Raw genomic sequence first — 18,528 nt, forward strand, 5'->3', positions numbered from 1 at the left:
AAGGGTTGGGGCAGCCGGGGGTGCCGTCCGCGGACCCGGGGCTAGCGGACCCCGCGGATGCGCAGCACCAAGAGGGCGCCGGCGAGGCCGACGGCGGCGGAGGTGAGGTAGAGGGCGGGGTAGCCGCCGGCGTGGGTGACCAGGGGCGCGGCCAGTGCGGGGGCCGCGACCTGGGGCAGGGAGTTGGCGATGTTGATGACGCCCAGGTCCTTGCCCCGGTCGAGGGCGGCGGGCAGCACGTCCGCCATGAGGGCGAAGTCGACGGAGGTGAAGACGCCGAAGCCGACACCCAGCAGGGCCGCCGCGCACAGGACGCCCGTCCAGGTCTGCCAGCAGGCCATCAGCGCCGAGGCGGCGGCCATCACGACGCCGGCCCCCAGGACGAAGGGTTTGCGCCGTCCCACGCGGTCGGACCAGACGCCGCCGGCCACGACGGTGGCCAGCAGCAGCGCGGCGTTGACGGCGGTCAGGACGAGGACCCCGTGCTCGGGCGCCGCGACGTGCAGAGCGTCGCGCAGGTAGTACAGCAGGTACAGCAGCGCCAGCGCGTTGCCGAGGTTGACCAGGAGGCGGGTCAGCCAGGCCCAGCCGAAGTCGGGGTGGGCGCGCGGGCTGATCCAGAAGCCGCGGGTGAAGCTCCGCCAGGTGAACGCGGGCCGCAGCGCGGGCGGCAGCGGCGTGTCCTGGCGCAGCAGCACGTACGGGCCCACGGCGAGGACGGTGAACAGCGCGCAGGCCAGGTAGCCGGCGGTGAGGCCGCCCGCGGCCATGGCCAGGCCGGTGCCGAGGACGACGCCGAGGGTCTGGGAGACGCCCAGCCAGCCGCCGACGGCTCCGCGCTGCCCGGCCGGTACCCGGTCGGGGACGGCGGCGACCAGGGCGGCGAAGGTGGCGTTGAGCGCGAGCTGCACCAGGCACCAGCCCAGCACCATCGCCGTCATGTTCCGCGCGAGCGCGAGGACCACCAGGCCCGCGGCGCCGCCCGCCACGCCCGCGACGATCCAGGGGACGCGCCGCCCCCAGCGGGAGGTGGTGCGGTCGGAGACGGCTCCGAAGAGGGGGTTGGCGACCAGGGAGACGGCGGCGCCGATGCCCGTCACCCAGGCCAGTACGGACTCCTTGCCCCATCCCGCGGGCGCCAGTTCGGCCGCTTGGAGGGCGAGGAGCACCTGGAGGGGCCCGTACCAGCCCACCCATACCGAGCCGTTGGCCAGCGAGAGCGCCGTCGTCCAGCGCGGGGTGACCGGCGTGGTCGGCTCGGCGAGGGGCCCGGCGGCGGGGTCGGCGGGGCCGCCGGCCTCTCCGGTCGGAGGGGGGATCGTCACCGGCCGCTCTCACGCCCCGGGGGGCGCTGTGCGCGCAGCGCGTCCCGCAGCCAGCGGAAGGAGTCCTTGGGGGTACGCTCGCCTGTCGCGTAGTCGACGTGGACGAGCCCGAAGCGCTGCTCGTACCCCTCGGCCCACTCGAAGTTGTCCAGCAGCGACCAGACGAAGTAGCCGCGGACGTCGGCCCCCTCTTCGAGGGCGGCGTGCAGCTCGCGCAGGTGCGCGTCGTGGAAGGCGATCCTGCCGGCGTCGGCCACCGGTTCCGGGTAGGCGCAGCCGTTCTCCGTGACGAGGACGGGAGGCAGCCGCTCGCCGTACCGCTCGCGCAGGGTCCGCAGGGTCTCGCGGAGCCCTTCGGGGACGACGGCCCAGCCGAATCCGGTGCGTTCCCTGCCGGGTATCTCCCTGATGCCGAAGGGCAGTTCGGCGGGTATGCCGATGCCGGCGAACTCGTCCGCCTGGGTGCGCGGGTCGGGGGCGCCCACGAGGGTGGGCTGGTAGTAGTTGACGCCGTACCAGTCCAGGGAGTCGCCGATCAGGCCGAGGTCGTCGGCGACGGGCCCCGGCAGCATGGCGGCCAGCCCTTCGTCGGGGTAGCGGCCCAGCAGCAGCGGTTCGGCGAACAGCCGGTTGGTGAGCAGGTCGTAGAGCGCGGCGGCGCCGGTGTCCTCCTCGCTGGAGGACACCGGCCAGACGGGTCCGTGCGAGTTGGCGACGCCGATCGAGCGCACGCCGCGGGCGCGCAGCGCGCGGGCGGCGAGGCCGTGGCCGAGCAGTTGGTGGTGGGCGGCGGGCAGCGCGTCGAACAGCAGCCTCTTGCCGGGTGCGTGGTCGCCGAGGCCGTAGCCGAGGAGGGTGACCTCGGCGGGTTCGTTGAGCGTGATCCAGCGGGTGACGCGGTCGGCGAGGCGGGCGGCGACCGCGTCGGCGTAGTCGGCGAACCGCTGTGCGGTGTCCCGCTCCAGCCAGCCGCCGCGCTCCTCCAGCGGCAGCGGCGTGTCCCAGTGGAAGAGGGTGGGCACCGGCTCGATGCCCGCTTCGCACAGCGCGTCGACGAGCGCGTCGTAGAAGTCGAGCCCCGGCGCGTTGACCTCGCCCGTGCCGGTGGGCAGGACGCGCGGCCAGGAGACGGAGAACCGGTAGGCCCCCGCGCCCAGCTCGCGCAGGAGTGCGACGTCCTCGCGCCACCGGTGGTAGTGGTCGGTGGCGACGGCGGCGTCGCTGCCGTCCTTGATGCGGCCCGGCTGCCGGGTGAAGGCGTCCCAGACGGAGGGGCCCCGCCCGTCCGCCCCGACGCCCCCCTCGATCTGGAAGGCGGAGGTCGACGTCCCCCACAGGAACCCGTCGGGGAAGGCAGGCAGCGGCTGATGGCTCGTCATACGGCCAACTCATCAGCGCGGCCGTACGCCCGTCAATACTCGTGCGTAACACCGGTGTTGGCGCCCCACCCGGCACGGCGGGCCGCGCCGTTACGGCGGGTCGGGAGGGGGTGTGCGCCTGGGCTCAGGAGGGGGTGTGCGCCTGGGTGAGCAGCCGGTCCACGTCCTGCGTGGCGATCCGCAGGGCCTGCCCGACGGTGGTCAGCACCTCCCGCTCGGCCGCGCAGTACACGCCGTCGGCGAGCGCGATCCGCGCCCCTTGGAGCAGCAGGCTCTCGCGGCCCGGCACGGCCAGGTGCGGGGCGAGCGGGGCCAGCACCTCGTGCAGTTCGATCTCCCGCGACACCGGGCTGCGCTCGCCTGGACCGCTCTCCTGCGTGAGCGCGGCGAGCACCGTCATCAGCTCCTCCTCGCGGCAACCGGGGAAGCCGGCCGTGCGCACCGTCTCCACGGCCGCCTCACGCGCCGCGCGCGCCTGGGCGCCGCCGGCGGCCAGCACGGCGAGCGCCACGCTGTGCACGGCCTCGCGGAGCATGGTGGCGAGCCGGTCCGTGGTGGGGTGGTCGAGCGCGCCGACGGCGAAGTGGTCGCGGCAGGCGACGCATTCGACGACGGGCCCGGCCGGGCCGCGGGGGAGCAGCGGGACGCCCAGGAGCACGAAGCGGCGCCTCCCCGTGCGTCTGCGGTAGCGGCGGTCACCTCCGCAGCCGGGGCAGAAGAAGTCGCCGTCGTCGAGGGTGCGCCAGCTCGTGCGGACCCCTGCGAGACGTACACGGAAGGGTCGTTGGCGCATGGCCTCGCACCTCCATCACGATTCGGCAACGTCGCCGGATGGACGTGATGTTAACCACAGTCGTGCGGCCGAGTCAGCCCCACGGCCGACGATTCGCTTCCGCGTCGCGCATTTCGGCCACTGCAAAGACGGCGGCCCGCCCCGCCGCCGGGGGCCGACAGGCGGCTCCCAGCAGCGGTTTCGGCCGCTTCACCCTCAGCGGTAGGCGCGGTTGACCGCCGAGACGGCTGCCTTGATCGATGCGCGCACGATGTTGGCGTCGATGCCCACGCCCCACAGCACCTGCCCGTCGATGGCGCACTCGATGTAGGCGGCGGCCTGGGCGCCGACGCCCTCGCTCATGGTGTGCTCCACGTAGTCGAGCAGCCGCACGTCCACCTCCAGCGCGTGCAGCGCGTCGAAGAAGGCGGCCAGCGGCCCGTTCCCCGTACCGCTGAGGGTCACGGGCTCACCGTCGACGACGGCTTCGACGGTGAGCGCGTCGGCGCCCTCGCTCGTCGCCGACGTCTGCGCCCCGCGCAGCGCGATGCGGCCCCAGCTCTTCTCGGGCGTGGGCAGGTACTCGTCCTGGAAGGCCGCCCAGATGTCGGCGGAGGTCACCTCGCCGCCGTCCGCGTCGGTCTTCTCCTGGATGATCCGGGAGAACTCCACCTGCATGCGGCGCGGCAGGTCCAGGCTGTGCTCCCCCTTGAGCACGTAGGCGATGCCGCCCTTGCCCGACTGCGAGTTGACCCGGATGACGGCCTCGTAGGAGCGGCCCACGTCCTTGGGATCGATGGGCAGGTAGGGGACGGCCCACTCGATGTCGTCCACCGTCTTGCCCGCCTTGGTCGCGCGGGCCTCCATCGCCTCGAAGCCCTTCTTGATGGCGTCCTGGTGGGAGCCGGAGAAGGCCGTGTAGACCAGGTCGCCCACGTACGGGTGGCGCGGGTGGACCTCCATCTGGTTGCAGTACTCGTAGGTACGGCGGATCTCGTCGATCTGCGAGAAGTCGATCATCGGGTCGACGCCCTGGCTGAGCAGGTTCATCCCCAGGGTGACCAGGTCGACGTTGCCGGTGCGCTCGCCCTGCCCGAACAGGCACCCCTCGACGCGGTCGGCGCCCGCCATCACGGCCAGCTCGGCGGCGGCCACGGCGGTGCCGCGGTCGTTGTGCGGGTGCACGGACAGGCAGACGTGCTCGCGCCGCGACAGGTGGCGGCCCATCCACTCGAAGCGGTCGGCGTGGGTGCTGGGCGTGGAGCGCTCGACGGTGGCGGGCAGGTTGAGGATGATCTCGCGGCCCTCCTCCGGCTGCCACACGTCCATCACGCCCTCGCAGACCTCCAGCGCGAAGTCCAGCTCGGTGTCGGTGAAGATCTCCGGGCTGTACTGGTAGCCGAAGGCTGTGCGGTCGTCCAGCAGCTTCTCGGCGTACTCCAGCACCAGGCGGGTGCCGTCCACGGCGATCTGCCTGACCTGGTCGCGGCTGCCCCGGAAGACGACCTCGCGGAAGACGGGGGCCGTCGCGTTGTACAGGTGCACGGTGGCGTGGTGAGCACCCTTGAGCGACTCGACGGTGCGCTCGATCAGCTCCTCACGGGCCTGGGTGAGGACGGAGATCGTCACGTCCTCGGGGATCGCGTCCTCCTCGATGATGGACCGCACGAAGTCGAAGTCCGTCTGGCCCGAGGAGGGGAATCCGACCTCGATCTCCTTGTAGCCCATGCGCACCAGCAGATCGAACATCTCGCGCTTGCGGGCCGGGGACATCGGGTCGATCAGCGCCTGGTTGCCGTCGCGCAGGTCGGTCGACAGCCAGCGGGGCGCCTTGGTGATCCGGTTGCCAGGCCAGGTGCGGTCGGGGATGTCGACGGCCTCGTACTGCCCGTACCTGTGGACCGGCATCCCGGAGGGGCGCTGGCGTACCGAGGCGGCGGTGATCGGGGTGGCGCGGCTGATGGGGGAACGCGGTGAACGTTCTGCCTGATTGTCCTGGTCAGCCTGGGATGTCATGACGCGAAGGCTCCTGCGGATGTCTCGCCGCCCGCCGGGTCCGCCGAGGTGATGAGGCTCGGCCGGGGACACATGCGCGGGCACAGGGCGAAGGTTTCGTAAGGACCGACGACAGCATCGAACTCCGCGGGGAGGGGGTCGGCCTTGCGGTGGCTACAGACCCTCGCCGCGGCAGCTAAGAAGAAGCAGCCCGAAACGCATGATGTCAGCAGCATAACGGAGGCCCGCCGTGCCGACAGAGGCGTATCACCATGCGGGATACCGGAGTGCGGCGGCGAGACAGGCGCGAAAGGGACGTTTCAGCATCCCGTTCACCACCGTTTCGCGGGAAATCATGACACCAGTGGTGACAGGATGGTGACTCAGTGCCACATTGCTTTCTATGAAGTCACAACGCGCGCGCTCCCCGCAGCCCCACCCCGTCTTCTGCACGATCGTGCCCCCTCACCTCCTCGACCAGGTATCGAGGCACGGCGACGACCTCTTCTCCCGGCCCGCCCGGCGCACCCTCGAACGGGACGCGACCCAGCGCACCCGACGCCAGATCACTACCGTGCGTCACGGCCTGCTTTCCGCGGCGCCCGCTCCGGCCGACGTCGACCCCGCCGAGCGGAAGCCGCAGCGCACCATCTACGACGCACAGCACACCGAACAGCTCCCCGGCACCAAGGTCCGCGAGGAGGGCGGCGCGCCCTCCCAGGACGCCTCCGTCAACCGGGCCTACGCCGCGCTGGGCGCCACCTTCGAGCTCTACCTCAGCGTCTACGAGCGCTGGTCCATCGACGGCGCCGGCCTGCCGCTGAACGCCAGCGTCCACTACGGCGAGGAGTACAACAACGCCTTCTGGGACGGCGAACAGATGGTCTTCGGCGACGGCGACGGCGAGGTCTTCCGCGACTTCACCCTGCCCGTCGACGTCATCGGCCACGAGCTGACCCACGGAGTGACGCAGTACACCGCCAACCTGGAGTACTTCGGCCAGTCCGGGGCGCTCAACGAGTCGGTCTCCGACGTGTTCGGCTCCCTGATCAAGCAGCACAGCCTCGGCCAGAGCACCCAGGAGGCCGACTGGCTGATCGGCTCGGGGCTGTTCACCGACCAGGTCGAGGGCGAGGCGCTGCGCTCGATGAAGGCCCCCGGCACCGCCTACGACGACGACGTCCTGGGCAAGGACCCGCAGCCGGCGACCATGGACGACTACGTCGACACCAGCTCCGACAACGGCGGCGTGCACATCAACTCCGGCATCCCCAACCACGCCTTCTACAAGCTGGCCGCCGACCTGGGCGGCAACGCCTGGGAGCGGGCCGGACAGATCTGGTACGACACCCTCACCGGCGGCACCCTGCAGGCCGACACCGACTTCGCCGCCTTCGCCAAGGCGACAGCCGAGGCCGCCGAGGCCCGCTACGGCGACGGCAGCGACGAGGTGGAGGCGGTACGCAAGTGCTGGTCCGAGGTGGGTGTGGACCCAGCCTGACCACGAGTGCGTAAAGCCGGCCGCCCGGCCCTTAACGTGCGGCCGGATGGCCGGGAAGATGGAAGCATGCGTATCACCGTCATCCGCACGGGTGGCTTCGGCGGACTCACCCGCCGGGCCACCCTCGAGACCACCGGACGGCCCGACGCCGACGAGGTCGCGTCACTGGCCGACCGGGCACTGCGCGAGGGCCTCAGCGAGGCCCCCATGGGGGTGCCCGACGGGTTCCACTACGAGCTCGACGTCGAGGGCGGCACCCACGGCACCGCCCACTTCGCCGACCCCAAGCTCACCGAGGCGCAGTCCGCGCTGGTGAGAAAGGTCCTCAAGGAAGGAGCCTGACGCCGCGGACGGGCCGCGGCGGCTCCGCCACGGGAGGCTCCGCTACGGGAGGTAGTACATCGGGTTCGGCAGCTTGACCTCGCGGGCGGCGTGCCCGCCCGCGAGGTCGCTGTACTGGTCCCCGAAGTTGGCCAGGATGTCGTACCCCTGGTCCTCGATGTGGGCGCGGGTGCCCGACTTGTACTCCACCGTCGTGCAGTCGCTCCCGCACTCCAGGTAGGCGGGCGGGTTCTTCTCGTCCTTGAGGAAGAAGTGCTCCTTGTCGACGGGCATGTCGTACCCCGCCTTCTTCAGGTTCCGCACGCTCCAGTCCCGCTGGTACTCCGCGCGCCCGGTCACCAGGAAGACCGTGACCCCCTTGTCGTGGGCCCAGTTGACGAACTTCCGCATGCCGAACACCGGCGCCATGTCCTCGGTGCGCAGGTAGTCGTCCTGCGCCTCGGGGCTGAAGTTGTAGCCGATACGGCGCTCGAAGTTGTAGGTCAGCAACGTGGTGTCGTCCACGTCCAACACGATGGCCGGCCTGCTCTTCCCGTGACCGCCGCCATCGCGGTGGTGGCCGTGCCCGTGCAGGTCCCGCTCGATGTCCTTACGGGCCTTCGCCGCGATACCGCGCGTCTGCTTGGCGTAGTTGCCCCGCGGAGAGGCGTAGTGCTCGCCGTCCCCGGTCTCGATGTCGCCGTAGTACGCCTCGATCTTCGTCTTCACCTGGTCGAGGTTGGGGATCTCCTTGTCGCTCCTGGGCACCGCGTGCTCGGCGGTGGCCTGACCGACCCCGAAGAACGCCGTACCGGCGAGAGCTGCGACGGCCACGAGAGGCAGAACGGTGCGGACGGACCGACGGGACATACCGGCTCCTGAGAAGGCGGGGGCTTGAGGAACCCGGGGAACGTAGCAGTGCCGCCAAGTCGTTATCTACGCGCGGAGATTCAACAGTGGGCAAAAACCGCACCCCCGCCGGGCGGAGCCGAGCCGGGCGACGGCCGGTCCACCCGACCGCGCCGCGCCGTCGACAGCGGCTGCGTCACGACGGCGTCGAACCTGCCACCCCGCTGTCCCCCTATCAGGTGGGCCTGCCGCCCTCCTCGGCGACGCCGCGCACGGGACGGCCCCGAACCGCGGCCAAGGGGGCGGCCGGGCGCGGGATGACACCGTCGCCCCCGTCGCCGCGCCCGCCACCGAGCCCACCGCCGTCTCGACGCTGACCCGCTCCGACGCGGAGCGCCGCCCCCTCCCGCGCGACCGTCCGCACCATCCCCCGTCGCGCCGACCGGACGGCCCAGCGACTGCGCCGAAGCGGCGCGCGGCCCCGGGTGCGCGCGGACCTGCGTCCTGGGGAACCCGTCCCGCGCCGGGGCGTCGGCGCGGGTACGCAGGCACTATCGTCGGTGGCACGCTGCGGCGGGTGTACCGCGTGGCGGCGGGCGTTCGGCGCCTTGCGGGCGTTCTGCTTGGTGGCGGGCGCTTCCCGCCACGACGGGCGGCCCGGCCCGTGGCGGGCGTTCCGCGTCATGGCGGAACGCGCACGGTGAGTTGACGCAGAAGGCACGGTGAGCACGGTGAGCACGCGCAGGAGCCCCGAGTCCGGCCCGTCGGCATCAGGCGGCCACGACCGGCCGCCGCTGCCTGGACAGCCGGGCTCCGCCACCCCGCACCCGGCTCCGCCGCGAGCGGACGCGACCCCGCCGCGAGCGGACGCGGCCCGGCCTGAGCAGCCGGCTCCCGGCGACGAGCCGGTGTCCGGCTCCGTTCCGGTGCCGGACGGTGAGCAGCCGGAGTCCGCCCGTGAACCCGCGCCCGACCGCGGAGCGGACAGCTGCGGACCCGCGCACGGCCGCCGACAACCGGTGCCCGGCCTCGGGCACACGGCCCCCGGCGACGGACAGCCGGGACCCGGCGACGGGCAGGCGCCGCCCTGCGGTGAGCAGCCGCCGGTGCACGGCGCGGGGGCGGTCGGGGGCGGGCTCGCGCATCCGTGGCAGGCGCCCCGGGCCGCGCTCTCGCGGCCGTTGCTCGATCCGCTGGCCGCGGTGCGCGCGCCGGACGGGCCTTCCCGGGACGTGTACCTGACCGGGACGGTCTTTCTCGACATCATCTTCACCGGGCTCGACTCGGCTCCGGTGCGCGGCACCGAGTCGTGGGCGCGCGGCATGGGTTCCTCGCCCGGCGGCATCGCCAACATGGCCACCGCGCTCGCCCGGCTGGGGCTGCGCACCTCGCTCGCGGCGGCGTTCGGCGACGACATGTACGGCGACTACTGCCGGGAGGAGTTGGAGGCCGGTGAGGGCATCGACCTGTCGTTGTCCCACACGGTGCCCGGCTGGCACTCGCCCGTCACCGTCTCGATGGCCTACGAGGGCGAGCGGACGATGATCTCGCACGGGCACGAGGCGCCGCCGCGGAAGGCGGGGTCCCCCGAGGGCGCGGGGTCGCACGGCGGGGCTTACGACCCGGAAGCGCCGGGGTGCCCGCCGCCCTCGACCGCGTGCGTGTCGTCGCTGGTTCCTGGCCGCGCCCAGGAGTGGATCGCGGCGGCGGCGCGGCGCGGGAGCCGGATTTTCGCGGACGTCGGCTGGGACGAGACCGGCCGCTGGGACCTCGCGGCGCTGGCCGAGCTGCCCCACTGCGAGGCGTTCCTGCCGAACGCGGTCGAGGCGATGCGCTATACCGGCACCGAGTGCCCGCGCGCCGCCGCGCACGCTCTCGCGGAGTACGTGCCGCTCGCGGTGGTCACGTTGGGCTCCGAGGGGGCGTACGCCGTGGACGCCCGTACCGGCGAGGCGGCCCACGTGCCCGGGGTGGCCGTGGAGGCGCTGGATACGACCGGCGCGGGGGACGTCTTCGTCGCCGGTTTCGTCACCGGCAGCCTGGCGGGCTGGCCGCTCGCCGAGCGGCTCGCCTTCGCGGGGCTGACCGCCGCGCTGTCCGTACAGGAGTTCGGCGGTTCGCTGTCGGCGCCCGGCTGGCCCGAGATCGCCGCCTGGTGGCGCGGTGTGGGCGCGCACGGGCCGCACCGCGCGCGCTACGCCTTCCTCGAGCGGATCCTGGCGGGGTGCGCGGCGTCGGCTCCGCCACGGCGGGCGGTCCCCACGCTGGGTTTCCGGCCACCGGAGCAGCCCCCGTCCTGACCCGGCCCGGCGCACGGCCCCGCCCGGCCCAGGACGTACGCGCCCCTGAGAGCAGCGGGGACAGCGGCGGCCAGGACACGACGACGTACGCGTGGGGCGCAAAACCGGTGAGCCCCACGGGAGGGGCGTCGTACCCTGGAAGCCGTAGCAACAACGGCGCAGAGAGGGAGATGAGCAGGTCCCAGAGGCCGCCCATGACGCAGACAACCCCATCCCAGGCCGGATCCGGGCAGGAGACAGCCCGCTTCACCGTGCCTCCCAAGCACCCGATGGTCACGGTGCTGGGCTCCGGAGACTCCCTGCTGCGCGTCATCGAGGACGCGTTTCCCGACACGGACATCCATGTCCGGGGGAACGAGATCAGCGCGACCGGCAACCCGGCGGAGGTGGCGCTCGTCCAGCGCCTCTTCGACGAGATGATGCTGGTGCTGCGCACCGGTCAGCCGATGACGGAGGACGCGGTGGAGCGCTCCATCTCCATGCTCCGCGCACAGGAGAACGGCACGGGCGGCACCGACGAGACGCCCGCCGAGGTGCTCACCCAGAACATCCTCTCCAACCGCGGCCGCACGATCCGCCCCAAGACGCTCAACCAGAAGCGGTACGTGGACGCGATCGACACGCACACGGTCGTCTTCGGCATCGGCCCGGCAGGCACCGGCAAGACGTATCTGGCGATGGCCAAGGCGGTGCAGGCGCTCCAGGCCAAGCAGGTCACCCGGATCATCCTGACGCGTCCCGCCGTGGAGGCGGGTGAGCGGCTCGGCTACCTGCCGGGCACGCTCTACGAGAAGATCGACCCGTATCTGCGGCCGCTGTACGACGCGCTGCACGACATGCTGGACCCGGACTCGATCCCCCGGCTGATGGCGGCGGGCACCATCGAGGTGGCTCCGCTGGCGTATATGCGGGGAAGAACGCTCAATGACGCGTTCATCATCCTGGACGAGGCGCAGAACACGAACCCCGAGCAGATGAAGATGTTCCTCACCCGACTCGGTTTCGACTCCAAAATCGTGATCACCGGTGATGTGACGCAGGTCGACCTGCCCGGCGGCACGAAGAGCGGGCTGCGCCAGGTACGGGAGATCCTGGAGGGCGTCGAGGACGTCCACTTCTCGCAGCTGACCAGCACCGACGTGGTCCGGCACAAGCTGGTGGGCCGTATCGTCGACGCGTACGAGCGCTACGACAGCGCCCGCGAGGCCCGGAGCGAGAGCGAAGCCCCGCCGTCCAGGCGGAACAACGGCAAGAGGAAGTAGTCGCCCCGCACCATGTCGATCGACGTCAACAACGAGTCAGGGCACCAGGTCGACGAGCAGGCACTGCTCGACATCGCCCGTTACGCGCTGGCCCGGATGCGCATCCATCCGCTCTCGGAGCTGTCGGTCATCTGCGTCGACCCCGAGACGATCGAGCAGCTGCACCTCCAGTGGATGGACCTGCCGGGGCCCACGGACGTGATGTCGTTCCCGATGGACGAGCTGCGCCCGCCCTCCCGGGACGAGGAGGAGCCCCCGCAGGGGCTCCTCGGGGACATCGTGCTGTGCCCCCAGGTCGCGACGAAGCAGGGCGCGGACGCGCCGACCAAGCACTCCATGGACGAGGAGCTCCAGTTGCTCACCGTGCACGGGGTGCTGCACCTGCTGGGCTACGACCACGAGGAGCCCGCCGAGCGGGCCGAGATGTTCGGCCTGCAGTCCGCGATCGTCGACGGCTGGCGCGCCGAGCAGGGCCTGACAGGACCGTCTCCTGCCCCCACCACCACCTCGTGAGCACGCCGCTGATCGCAGCCGTGGTGCTGCTGGTGATCGTGGCCTGGCTGGCCGCGTGCGCCGAGACGGGTCTGGCCCGTACGACCAGCTACCGCGCCGAGGAGGCGGTCCGCCAGGGGCGGCGCGGCAGCGACAAGCTGGCGGCCGTGGCCGCCGACCCGACCCGCTACCTCAACCTCGCCCTGCTGCTGCGGGTGGCGTGCGAGGTGGCGGCCGGGTCGCTGGTGACGTACGCGTGCCTGCGGGCCATCGACGGCACCTGGCAGGCGCTGGCCGTCGCGATAGGGGTCATGGTCTTCGCCTCCTACGTGGCGATCGGTGTCTCGCCCCGCACCATCGGCCGCCAGCACCCCCTCAACACGGCGACGGCCTCCGCCTTCGTGCTGCTCCCGCTGGCCCGCATCCTGGGCCCCGTGCCGCAGTTGCTGATCCTGCTGGGCAACGCGCTGACGCCGGGCAAGGGGTTCCGCAAGGGCCCGTTCGCCAGCGAGGCGGAGCTGCGCGCGATGGTCGACCTCGCCGAGCAGGAGTCGCTGATCGAGGCGGAGGAGCGGAAGATGGTGCACTCCGTCTTCCAGCTCGGCGACCGGCTGGTGCGCGAGGTGATGGTGCCGCGTACCGACCTGATCACCATCGAGCGGTTCAAGACGATCCGCCAGGCGCTGACCCTGGCGCTGCGCTCCGGCTTCTCGCGGATCCCCGTGGTGGGCGAGAACGAGGACGACGTCGTGGGCATCGTCTACCTCAAGGACCTGGCGCGGAAGGTGCACATCAGCCGCGACGCGGAGAGCGAGCTGGTCTCGACCGCGATGCGCCCCGCCACGTTCGTGCCCGACACCAAGAACGCCGGTGACCTGCTGCGCGAGATGCAGCAGGACCGGATCCACGTGTCCGTCGTCATCGACGAGTACGGCAGCACGGCGGGCGTCGTGACCATCGAGGACATCCTGGAGGAGATCGTCGGGGAGATCACCGACGAGTACGACCGCGAGCTGCCGCCCGTCGAGGACCTGGGCGAGGGCCGCTACCGCGTCACCGCGCGTCTCGACATCGCCGATCTGGGCGAGCTGTACGGGCTCACCGGCTGGGACGACGAGGACGTGGAGACGGTCGGTGGGCTGCTGGCCAAGTCGCTGGGCCGGGTTCCGATCGCCGGGGCCACCACCGTCGTGGACGTCACCGAGGACCACTCCGATCCGACACTGACGGGGCTGCGGCTGACGGCCGAGTCCCCGGCCGGGCGCCGCAACAAGATCGTGACGGTGCTGGTCGAGGCGGTGCGCGAGCCCGTGATGACCGACGGCGAGCACAGCGCCGCCGTCGGCGAGGGCTGAGGCGCCGGCGGGAGCGCTCTCCTGCCGGCCTCCCGCCGGTGCTCTGGCCCGCCCCCCACCGCCGTGGCCCGCCGCGGTCGCCAGGCGCGGCCATGGCCGCCTTGGGCCGCCGCGTTGTCGTACCCCCTCCCTAGGCTTGTTCCATGACGCCGGAGGAGCTCAGAGCCTGCTGTCTGGGACAGAACGACGCGTGGGAGGACTTTCCGTTCCCCGCGAACCCCGGGCTGTCCACGTTCAAGGTCAAGGGGCGGATCTTCGCCTTCAGTTCGCTGGACGAAGCGCCACTGCGGGTCAGCCTCAAGTGCGAACCGGAGATCGCGCTCCGGCTGCGCGAGACGTGTCCGGCGGTGCGGCCCGGCTGGCACCTCAACAAGCGGCACTGGAACACGGTCACGCTCGACGGCAGCCTGCCGGATCGCGTGGTACGCGAGATGGTCGAGGACTCCTGGGACCTGGTGGTCGCCGGGCTGCCCCGCTGGGAGCGGCTGCGGCTCGGCGGCAGCTGACCGCCCGCCCGGCGAGCGTGCCGCGCGTGCGGTGCGCGTCGTCAAGGGGGCTGCCGGGCGTCGGCTGGGCCACTGCCGGGCGCCGCAGGGGCGTTCGGGCGCCCGTCGCCCGTTCGGCGCAGGTGGGGTGGTGGCCGGCGCGGGCAGCTGGTGCGGTAGGGGGAGCCCTCGTCGAAAGGCCTCCCGCCATGCCGCGTCCTCGCCCCTCGTACCGCCGTGCCCCGCTCGTCGGTGCCGTGTCCGCCGCCGTCCTGTTGTCCGTCGCCGGATGCGGTGGCGACAGCGAGTCCAACTCCGGCGGAGACTCGCCCTCGCCCTCGAAGTCCGACGCGACCCCCACGGGCTCGCCCTCGAAGGCGGCCGGCCCGCTCAGCGAAGAGCAGGCGCGCGCGGCGCTGGTGGTCGAGCAGAACCTGCCGGCGGGGTGGAAGAGCGCGGATCTGGACGACACCACGGCGGCGGGTGACGCGCCCGACGATCTGAGCACCAAGGACCGCAACTGCAAGAAGCTGATGGACGCGCTCGGTGGCGATCTGGACAAGCACGAGGCACGGACCGACGCCTCGCGCGACTACAGCAAGTCAGCGAGCGGCCCGTACCTGTCCAGCGAGATCGCCTCCTACGACGCCACCCGCGACGCGAAGCGGGCGCTGAGCACCTTCAAGAGCGTGCGGGACAGCTGCAAGAAGGTCACCACCCGCAACAACGCGACCACCGTCGAGTGGAAGGTATCCGAGCTGAAGCCGAAGACCGGCGCGGACAGCGCGGGCGCCCGCCTGCGGGGCAGAGCCAAGGGCGGCTCGGCGGACGGGAAACAGCTCACGCTGGACCTCGTCCTCACCCGCGCGGAGCGGTCCACCACCGGTCTCGCCCTGCTGACCACGGGCAAGGGCGACACCAAGATGACCAGCGACGTGGCCAAGGAGGCGGCCAAGCGCCTCAAGGCGGTCGCCAAGGGCCGGACGCCCACTCCGACGGTGCCGCCGGAGCAGGACGACTGATCCCCAGACCCCAGCCCCAGGGGGCCGGCCCCGAGCCCGCGGCCCCGGGCCTCAGTCCCGGTTCCGGCCCCGGTCTCCTCCCCGGCCGGGGACCGTCCGGCGGCGCCCCACCGTCAGGGCGACGAGCAGTCCGACCGCGAGCAGCACCGCGGCGTCGGCGGCGACGCTCAGCCTGATACCGGCGAGCGTCGCCGCCGCGGCGTCGGCGCCGCCGGCGCGTACGGCACCGGCCCAGCCGACGGACAGCGCGCTCAGCAGCGGAATGCCCAGCGCCATGCCCAGCTGCATCGCGCTGGTCACCAGGGAGGTGGCGCGGCCCTGTTCGGCGTCGGCCAGCCCCGAGGTGGCGGTCACCCCGTAGGTGACGACCGCGACCAGGTGCAGGACGCTGGCCAGCGAGAGGGCGCTCAGGACCAGCCACAGCCCGGCGTCCACGCCGAGCCCCGTCAGCGCCGCCGTCAGCGCGCCCTGGCCGATCAGTGCGAGGGCCAGGGTGCGGGGCGCGCCGATGCGCCAGGCGATCCGGGGTGCCAGGACGCCGCCCGCGACGGAGGCGAGACCCTGCACGCCGAAGACGAGGCCGGTGACGAGCGCGGAGACGCCCAGCAGGTCCTGCAGGTAGAGGGTCATGAGGAAGACGACGGCGGTCATCATCGAAACGGTGGCCAGACCGCCCAGGTTGCCGAAGGCGACGGTGGGGCGGCGCAGCAGCCACAGCGGCAGCAGCGGATCGGCGCTGCGGGCCTCGACCCGGACGAACACCGCGAGCAGCGCGAGCCCGGCCAGGAGCGCGACCCGCACGTCGGCCCTGGCGAAGCCCCCCTCGGCCGCGGTGGACAGCCCGTAGATCACGGAGAAGAGGCCCGCGGTGACGGTGAGGGCACCGGGCACGTCGAGCCGGGCGCGCCCGCCCCTGCTCTCGGCCAGCAGCCGCGGCGCGAGGACCAGCACGAGGCCGCCGCCGGCGCCGAGCAGGCCCATGGTGGAGCGCCAGCCCAGGGTGTCGGTCAGGATGCCGCCGACGACCATGCCGACGGTGAAGCCGAGCGCCATCAGGGAGCCGTTGATGCTCAGCGCCTTGGTGCGCTTGGGGCCTTCGGCGAAGGAGGTGGTGATCAGCGCCATGCCGGTGGGCACGAGCGCGGCGGCGCCCACGCCCTGGAGCGCGCGGCCTGCCAGGAAGAGGGGGGGCGTCGGGGGCGAGGGCGGCCAGCACGGAGGCGGCGGTGAAGAGGGCGAGGCCGGCCAGGAACGTGCGGCGGCGGCCGAGTTGGTCGCCGAGGCGGCCGAAGAGTGGTGCTGGACGCGGTGGCGCGGGTGCTGCGGATGAGCCAGGCCGAGCGCCGGCACCTGTACGTGCTGGCCGGGCTCAACCCGCCGCTGCCCGAGTCCGAGCACGACCGCGACTACCTGTGCGACGGCTTCCAGCGGCTGATCGACGGCTGGATGCCCTACCCGGCTCACATCATGGACCCGTACTTCAGCGCGGTCGGGATGAACGAGTCGGCCCGCCTGGTGATGGGCATCGAACCCCAGGAGAACTGCCTCATCAGCTTCTTCTGCGACGACCGCTACCGCGCCCGCTCGCTCAGCTGGGAGAGGAACGCGCCCGGCGTGGTGGCCGAACTGCGCGCCTCGCTGGCGGAGTGGCCCCAGGACGAGGGGTTCCGGGAGCTGCTGAGCGAGCTCCTGCGCAGCAGCCCGGAGTTCAGCGCGCTGTGGGCGCAGAGCGACGTGTGCCGCCCGGGCCAGCGACTCAAGGAGCTGGACCACCCCGTCGTCGGCGCCCTGTACTTCGAGGCGACGACGCTCCAGGTGCCGGCCCGCCCCGACCTGCACCTGATCCTGCACAACCCCGTGGCGGGCACCGGCACGGCTAAGAAGCTGGCGCGGCTGACCGATCCCGAGGTACGCCGCGCGGGCATGCACCAGGTCGCGGGCTGACCGTACGGGCACGGCGCCCAGGGCACGGGCCGGCCGCCGGGTCGCGGGGCGCCCTCTCGTGGGCGCCCGCGCACCGCATATGCTCGCCGTCATGAGTGACCTGAGCAGCACGGACGGGCTCGACCCGGAAGACCGCAAGATCCTCACGCTGGCCCGCAGCGCCCGCGCACGCAACGCCGTCCCCGAGGGCGCCGCCGTACGGGACGAGACCGGCCGCACCTATGTGGCGGGCTCCGTCGCGCTGCCCTCGCTCCAGCTGTCGGCGCTGCGCACCGCCGTGGCCATGGCCGTGGCCTCGGGCGCGAAGTCGCTGGAGGCGGCGGCCGTCGTCGCGGACGCGGAGCAGGTGCCGGACGAGGACCTGGCGACCGTGCGGGACCTGGGCGGCCCCGCCACACCGGTGCTCCTGGCCGGCCCGGACGGCACCCTCCGTGCGACGGTGACGGCGGGCTGAGCCCCGCGCCCGGGCGCCCGGAGTCGGCGTGCGGGCCCGTACCGGCCATCGGGGACAATGGAGCGCATGAACGCTTCCTCCACCGCCCCCGGTGCCGCCGCAGGCAACGATCCGGACGCGGCCGAGTACCGCTCGGGCTTCGCCTGCTTCGTCGGCCGCCCGAACGCGGGCAAGTCGACGCTGACCAACGCGCTGGTGGGCACGAAGGTCGCGATCACCTCCACCAGGCCGCAGACCACCCGGCACACGGTGCGCGGCATCGTGCACAGGTCCGACGCGCAGCTCGTCCTGGTGGACACCCCCGGGCTGCACAAGCCGCGCACCCTGCTGGGCGAGCGCCTCAACGATGTGGTGCGCACCACGTGGGCCGAGGTCGACGTCATCGGCTTCTGCGTGCCGGCAGACCAGAAGATCGGCCCGGGTGACCGGTTCATCGCCGGCGAGCTGGCCGAAGTGCGGAAGAAGACACCGAAGGTCGCCGTCGTCACCAAGACCGACCTGGTGACGAACGAGGCCCTCGCCGAGCAGCTCATGGCCGTCGACCAGCTCGGCAAGGAGCTGGGCATCGAGTGGGCCGAGATCATTCCGGTCTCCGGCACCGCGGGCACCCAGGTGGAGCTGCTGGCCGACCTGCTGGTGCCGCTGCTGCCCGAGGGCCCGCCGCTGTACCCGGACGGCGACCTGACGGACGAGCCGGAGCAGGTCATGGTGGCCGAGCTGATCCGCGAGGCCGCGCTGGAAGGCGTCCGTGACGAGCTGCCGCACTCGATCGCCGTGGTGGTGGAGGAGATGGTGCCCCGCGAAGGCCGCCCTGCTGACCGTCCCCTGCTGGACGTGCACGCCAACATCTTCCTGGAGCGGCCCAGCCAGAAGGGCATCGTCATCGGACCCAAGGGCAAGCGGCTCAAGGAGGTCGGCTCGACCTCGCGCCGCCACATCGAGGCGCTGCTGGGCACCCCCGTCTACCTCGATCTGCACGTCAAGGTGGCCAAGGACTGGCAACGCGACCCCAAGCAGCTGCGCCGGCTCGGCTTCTGAGGAGTCCCGGCTTCTGAGGAGCGCCGTGCCTGCC

Annotated in this window: 17 protein-coding genes; 11 read left to right on the forward strand and 6 right to left on the reverse strand. The window is 72.5% G+C overall.

The window, feature by feature from the left end; translation table 11 throughout:
- Window positions 1-41: 41 nt before the first annotated feature.
- The 4 genes from DTL70_RS12105 to leuA form a co-directional block, all read right to left on the reverse strand.
- Window positions 42-1,325: an MFS transporter gene (locus DTL70_RS12105; protein WP_425470350.1), complete on the reverse strand. Its 1,284-nt coding sequence runs from the start codon at window positions 1,323-1,325 to the stop codon at window positions 42-44.
- Window positions 1,322-2,704, reverse strand: coding sequence for a GH1 family beta-glucosidase (locus DTL70_RS12110; protein WP_114021917.1), 1,383 nt, complete (start codon window positions 2,702-2,704; stop codon window positions 1,322-1,324). The genes DTL70_RS12105 and DTL70_RS12110 overlap by 4 nt, the downstream gene beginning before the upstream one ends.
- Before the next feature lie 124 nt (window positions 2,705-2,828).
- Entirely contained in the window at window positions 2,829-3,497 is a 669-nt protein-coding gene (locus tag DTL70_RS12115; protein ID WP_114021918.1) for a tellurite resistance TerB family protein, read from the reverse strand.
- A 195-nt stretch (window positions 3,498-3,692) separates the two neighbouring features.
- A complete protein-coding gene (gene leuA, locus DTL70_RS12120) occupies window positions 3,693-5,492 on the reverse strand; it encodes a 2-isopropylmalate synthase (protein ID WP_181860890.1) in 1,800 nt (599 codons plus the stop codon).
- A 382-nt stretch (window positions 5,493-5,874) separates the two neighbouring features.
- Between leuA and DTL70_RS12125 the strand changes: the two genes are divergently transcribed.
- Window positions 5,875-6,972, forward strand: coding sequence for a M4 family metallopeptidase (locus DTL70_RS12125; RefSeq protein ID WP_114021919.1), 1,098 nt, complete (start codon window positions 5,875-5,877; stop codon window positions 6,970-6,972).
- Window positions 6,973-7,038: 66 nt separating this feature from the next.
- Window positions 7,039-7,314, forward strand: a complete 276-nt coding sequence (locus tag DTL70_RS12130) for a protealysin inhibitor emfourin (protein ID WP_114021920.1) — start codon at window positions 7,039-7,041, stop codon at window positions 7,312-7,314.
- 42 nt (window positions 7,315-7,356) lie between these two features.
- Here DTL70_RS12130 and DTL70_RS12135 read toward each other — a convergent pair whose 3' ends face one another.
- Window positions 7,357-8,163 carry an HAD family acid phosphatase gene (locus DTL70_RS12135; protein WP_114021921.1) on the reverse strand — a complete coding sequence of 269 codons (807 nt, stop codon included), beginning with the start codon at window positions 8,161-8,163 and terminating at the stop codon, window positions 7,357-7,359.
- 1,160 nt (window positions 8,164-9,323) lie between these two features.
- Between DTL70_RS12135 and DTL70_RS12145 the strand changes: the two genes are divergently transcribed.
- The 6 genes from DTL70_RS12145 (at window position 9,324) to DTL70_RS12170 (ending at window position 15,058) form a co-directional block, all read left to right on the forward strand.
- On the forward strand, window positions 9,324-10,442 hold the full coding sequence (locus DTL70_RS12145) for a carbohydrate kinase family protein (protein WP_245979313.1): 1,119 nt from the start codon (window positions 9,324-9,326) through the stop codon (window positions 10,440-10,442).
- A gap of 194 nt (window positions 10,443-10,636) precedes the next feature.
- Window positions 10,637-11,704 (forward strand): PhoH family protein, encoded by a 1,068-nt coding sequence (locus tag DTL70_RS12150; RefSeq protein ID WP_114021924.1) that lies wholly within the window; start codon window positions 10,637-10,639, stop codon window positions 11,702-11,704.
- Window positions 11,705-11,716: 12 nt separating this feature from the next.
- The gene (gene ybeY, locus DTL70_RS12155) at window positions 11,717-12,217 is read left to right on the forward strand and encodes an rRNA maturation RNase YbeY (RefSeq protein WP_114021925.1); all 501 of its coding nucleotides are present in this window, start codon (window positions 11,717-11,719) and stop codon (window positions 12,215-12,217) included.
- Complete coding sequence (locus DTL70_RS12160; RefSeq protein ID WP_114021926.1) at window positions 12,214-13,551, forward strand: hemolysin family protein; 1,338 nt, start codon at window positions 12,214-12,216, stop codon at window positions 13,549-13,551. The genes ybeY and DTL70_RS12160 overlap by 4 nt, the downstream gene beginning before the upstream one ends.
- A 143-nt stretch (window positions 13,552-13,694) precedes the next feature.
- The gene (locus tag DTL70_RS12165; protein ID WP_114021927.1) at window positions 13,695-14,057 is read left to right on the forward strand and encodes an MmcQ/YjbR family DNA-binding protein; all 363 of its coding nucleotides are present in this window, start codon (window positions 13,695-13,697) and stop codon (window positions 14,055-14,057) included.
- Window positions 14,058-14,245: 188 nt separating this feature from the next.
- Window positions 14,246-15,058: a hypothetical protein gene (locus DTL70_RS12170; protein ID WP_114021928.1), complete on the forward strand. Its 813-nt coding sequence runs from the start codon at window positions 14,246-14,248 to the stop codon at window positions 15,056-15,058.
- Window positions 15,059-15,109: 51 nt separating this feature from the next.
- Here the strand turns inward: DTL70_RS12170 and DTL70_RS12175 are convergent, their stop codons facing one another.
- Window positions 15,110-16,213, reverse strand: a complete 1,104-nt coding sequence (locus tag DTL70_RS12175; RefSeq protein WP_342776486.1) for an MFS transporter — start codon at window positions 16,211-16,213, stop codon at window positions 15,110-15,112.
- Window positions 16,214-16,351: 138 nt separating this feature from the next.
- Here DTL70_RS12175 and DTL70_RS12180 point away from each other — a divergent pair, with 138 nt between their 5' ends.
- The 3 genes from DTL70_RS12180 to era all read left to right on the forward strand — a co-directional run bounded on the left by DTL70_RS12180 (window position 16,352) and on the right by era (window position 18,494).
- Window positions 16,352-17,002 carry an MmyB family transcriptional regulator gene (locus DTL70_RS12180; protein WP_147266769.1) on the forward strand — a complete coding sequence of 217 codons (651 nt, stop codon included), beginning with the start codon at window positions 16,352-16,354 and terminating at the stop codon, window positions 17,000-17,002.
- Between the two features lie 79 nt (window positions 17,003-17,081).
- Window positions 17,082-17,456: a cytidine deaminase gene (locus DTL70_RS12185; RefSeq protein ID WP_181860896.1), complete on the forward strand. Its 375-nt coding sequence runs from the start codon at window positions 17,082-17,084 to the stop codon at window positions 17,454-17,456.
- 66 nt (window positions 17,457-17,522) lie between these two features.
- Window positions 17,523-18,494: a GTPase Era gene (era, locus tag DTL70_RS12190; protein ID WP_114021930.1), complete on the forward strand. Its 972-nt coding sequence runs from the start codon at window positions 17,523-17,525 to the stop codon at window positions 18,492-18,494.
- Window positions 18,495-18,528 lie beyond the last annotated feature (34 nt).

Source organism: Streptomyces diacarni (assembly GCF_003323715.1).
GTDB classification, from domain to species: domain Bacteria; phylum Actinomycetota; class Actinomycetes; order Streptomycetales; family Streptomycetaceae; genus Streptomyces; species Streptomyces diacarni.

Coding starts and splice junctions, on each gene's coding strand:
- DTL70_RS12110 (WP_114021917.1), bottom strand. CDS start 2,704: ATGACGAGCCATCAGCCGCTGCCTGCCTTCCCCGACGGGTTCCTGTGG.
- DTL70_RS12115 (WP_114021918.1), bottom strand. CDS start 3,497: ATGCGCCAACGACCCTTCCGTGTACGTCTCGCAGGGGTCCGCACGAGC.
- leuA (WP_181860890.1), bottom strand. CDS start 5,492: ATGACATCCCAGGCTGACCAGGACAATCAGGCAGAACGTTCACCGCGT.
- DTL70_RS12125 (WP_114021919.1), top strand. CDS start 5,875: ATGAAGTCACAACGCGCGCGCTCCCCGCAGCCCCACCCCGTCTTCTGC.
- DTL70_RS12130 (WP_114021920.1), top strand. CDS start 7,039: ATGCGTATCACCGTCATCCGCACGGGTGGCTTCGGCGGACTCACCCGC.
- DTL70_RS12135 (WP_114021921.1), bottom strand. CDS start 8,163: ATGTCCCGTCGGTCCGTCCGCACCGTTCTGCCTCTCGTGGCCGTCGCA.
- DTL70_RS12150 (WP_114021924.1), top strand. CDS start 10,637: ATGACGCAGACAACCCCATCCCAGGCCGGATCCGGGCAGGAGACAGCC.
- ybeY (WP_114021925.1), top strand. CDS start 11,717: ATGTCGATCGACGTCAACAACGAGTCAGGGCACCAGGTCGACGAGCAG.
- DTL70_RS12165 (WP_114021927.1), top strand. CDS start 13,695: ATGACGCCGGAGGAGCTCAGAGCCTGCTGTCTGGGACAGAACGACGCG.
- DTL70_RS12170 (WP_114021928.1), top strand. CDS start 14,246: ATGCCGCGTCCTCGCCCCTCGTACCGCCGTGCCCCGCTCGTCGGTGCC.
- DTL70_RS12185 (WP_181860896.1), top strand. CDS start 17,082: ATGCTCGCCGTCATGAGTGACCTGAGCAGCACGGACGGGCTCGACCCG.
- era (WP_114021930.1), top strand. CDS start 17,523: ATGAACGCTTCCTCCACCGCCCCCGGTGCCGCCGCAGGCAACGATCCG.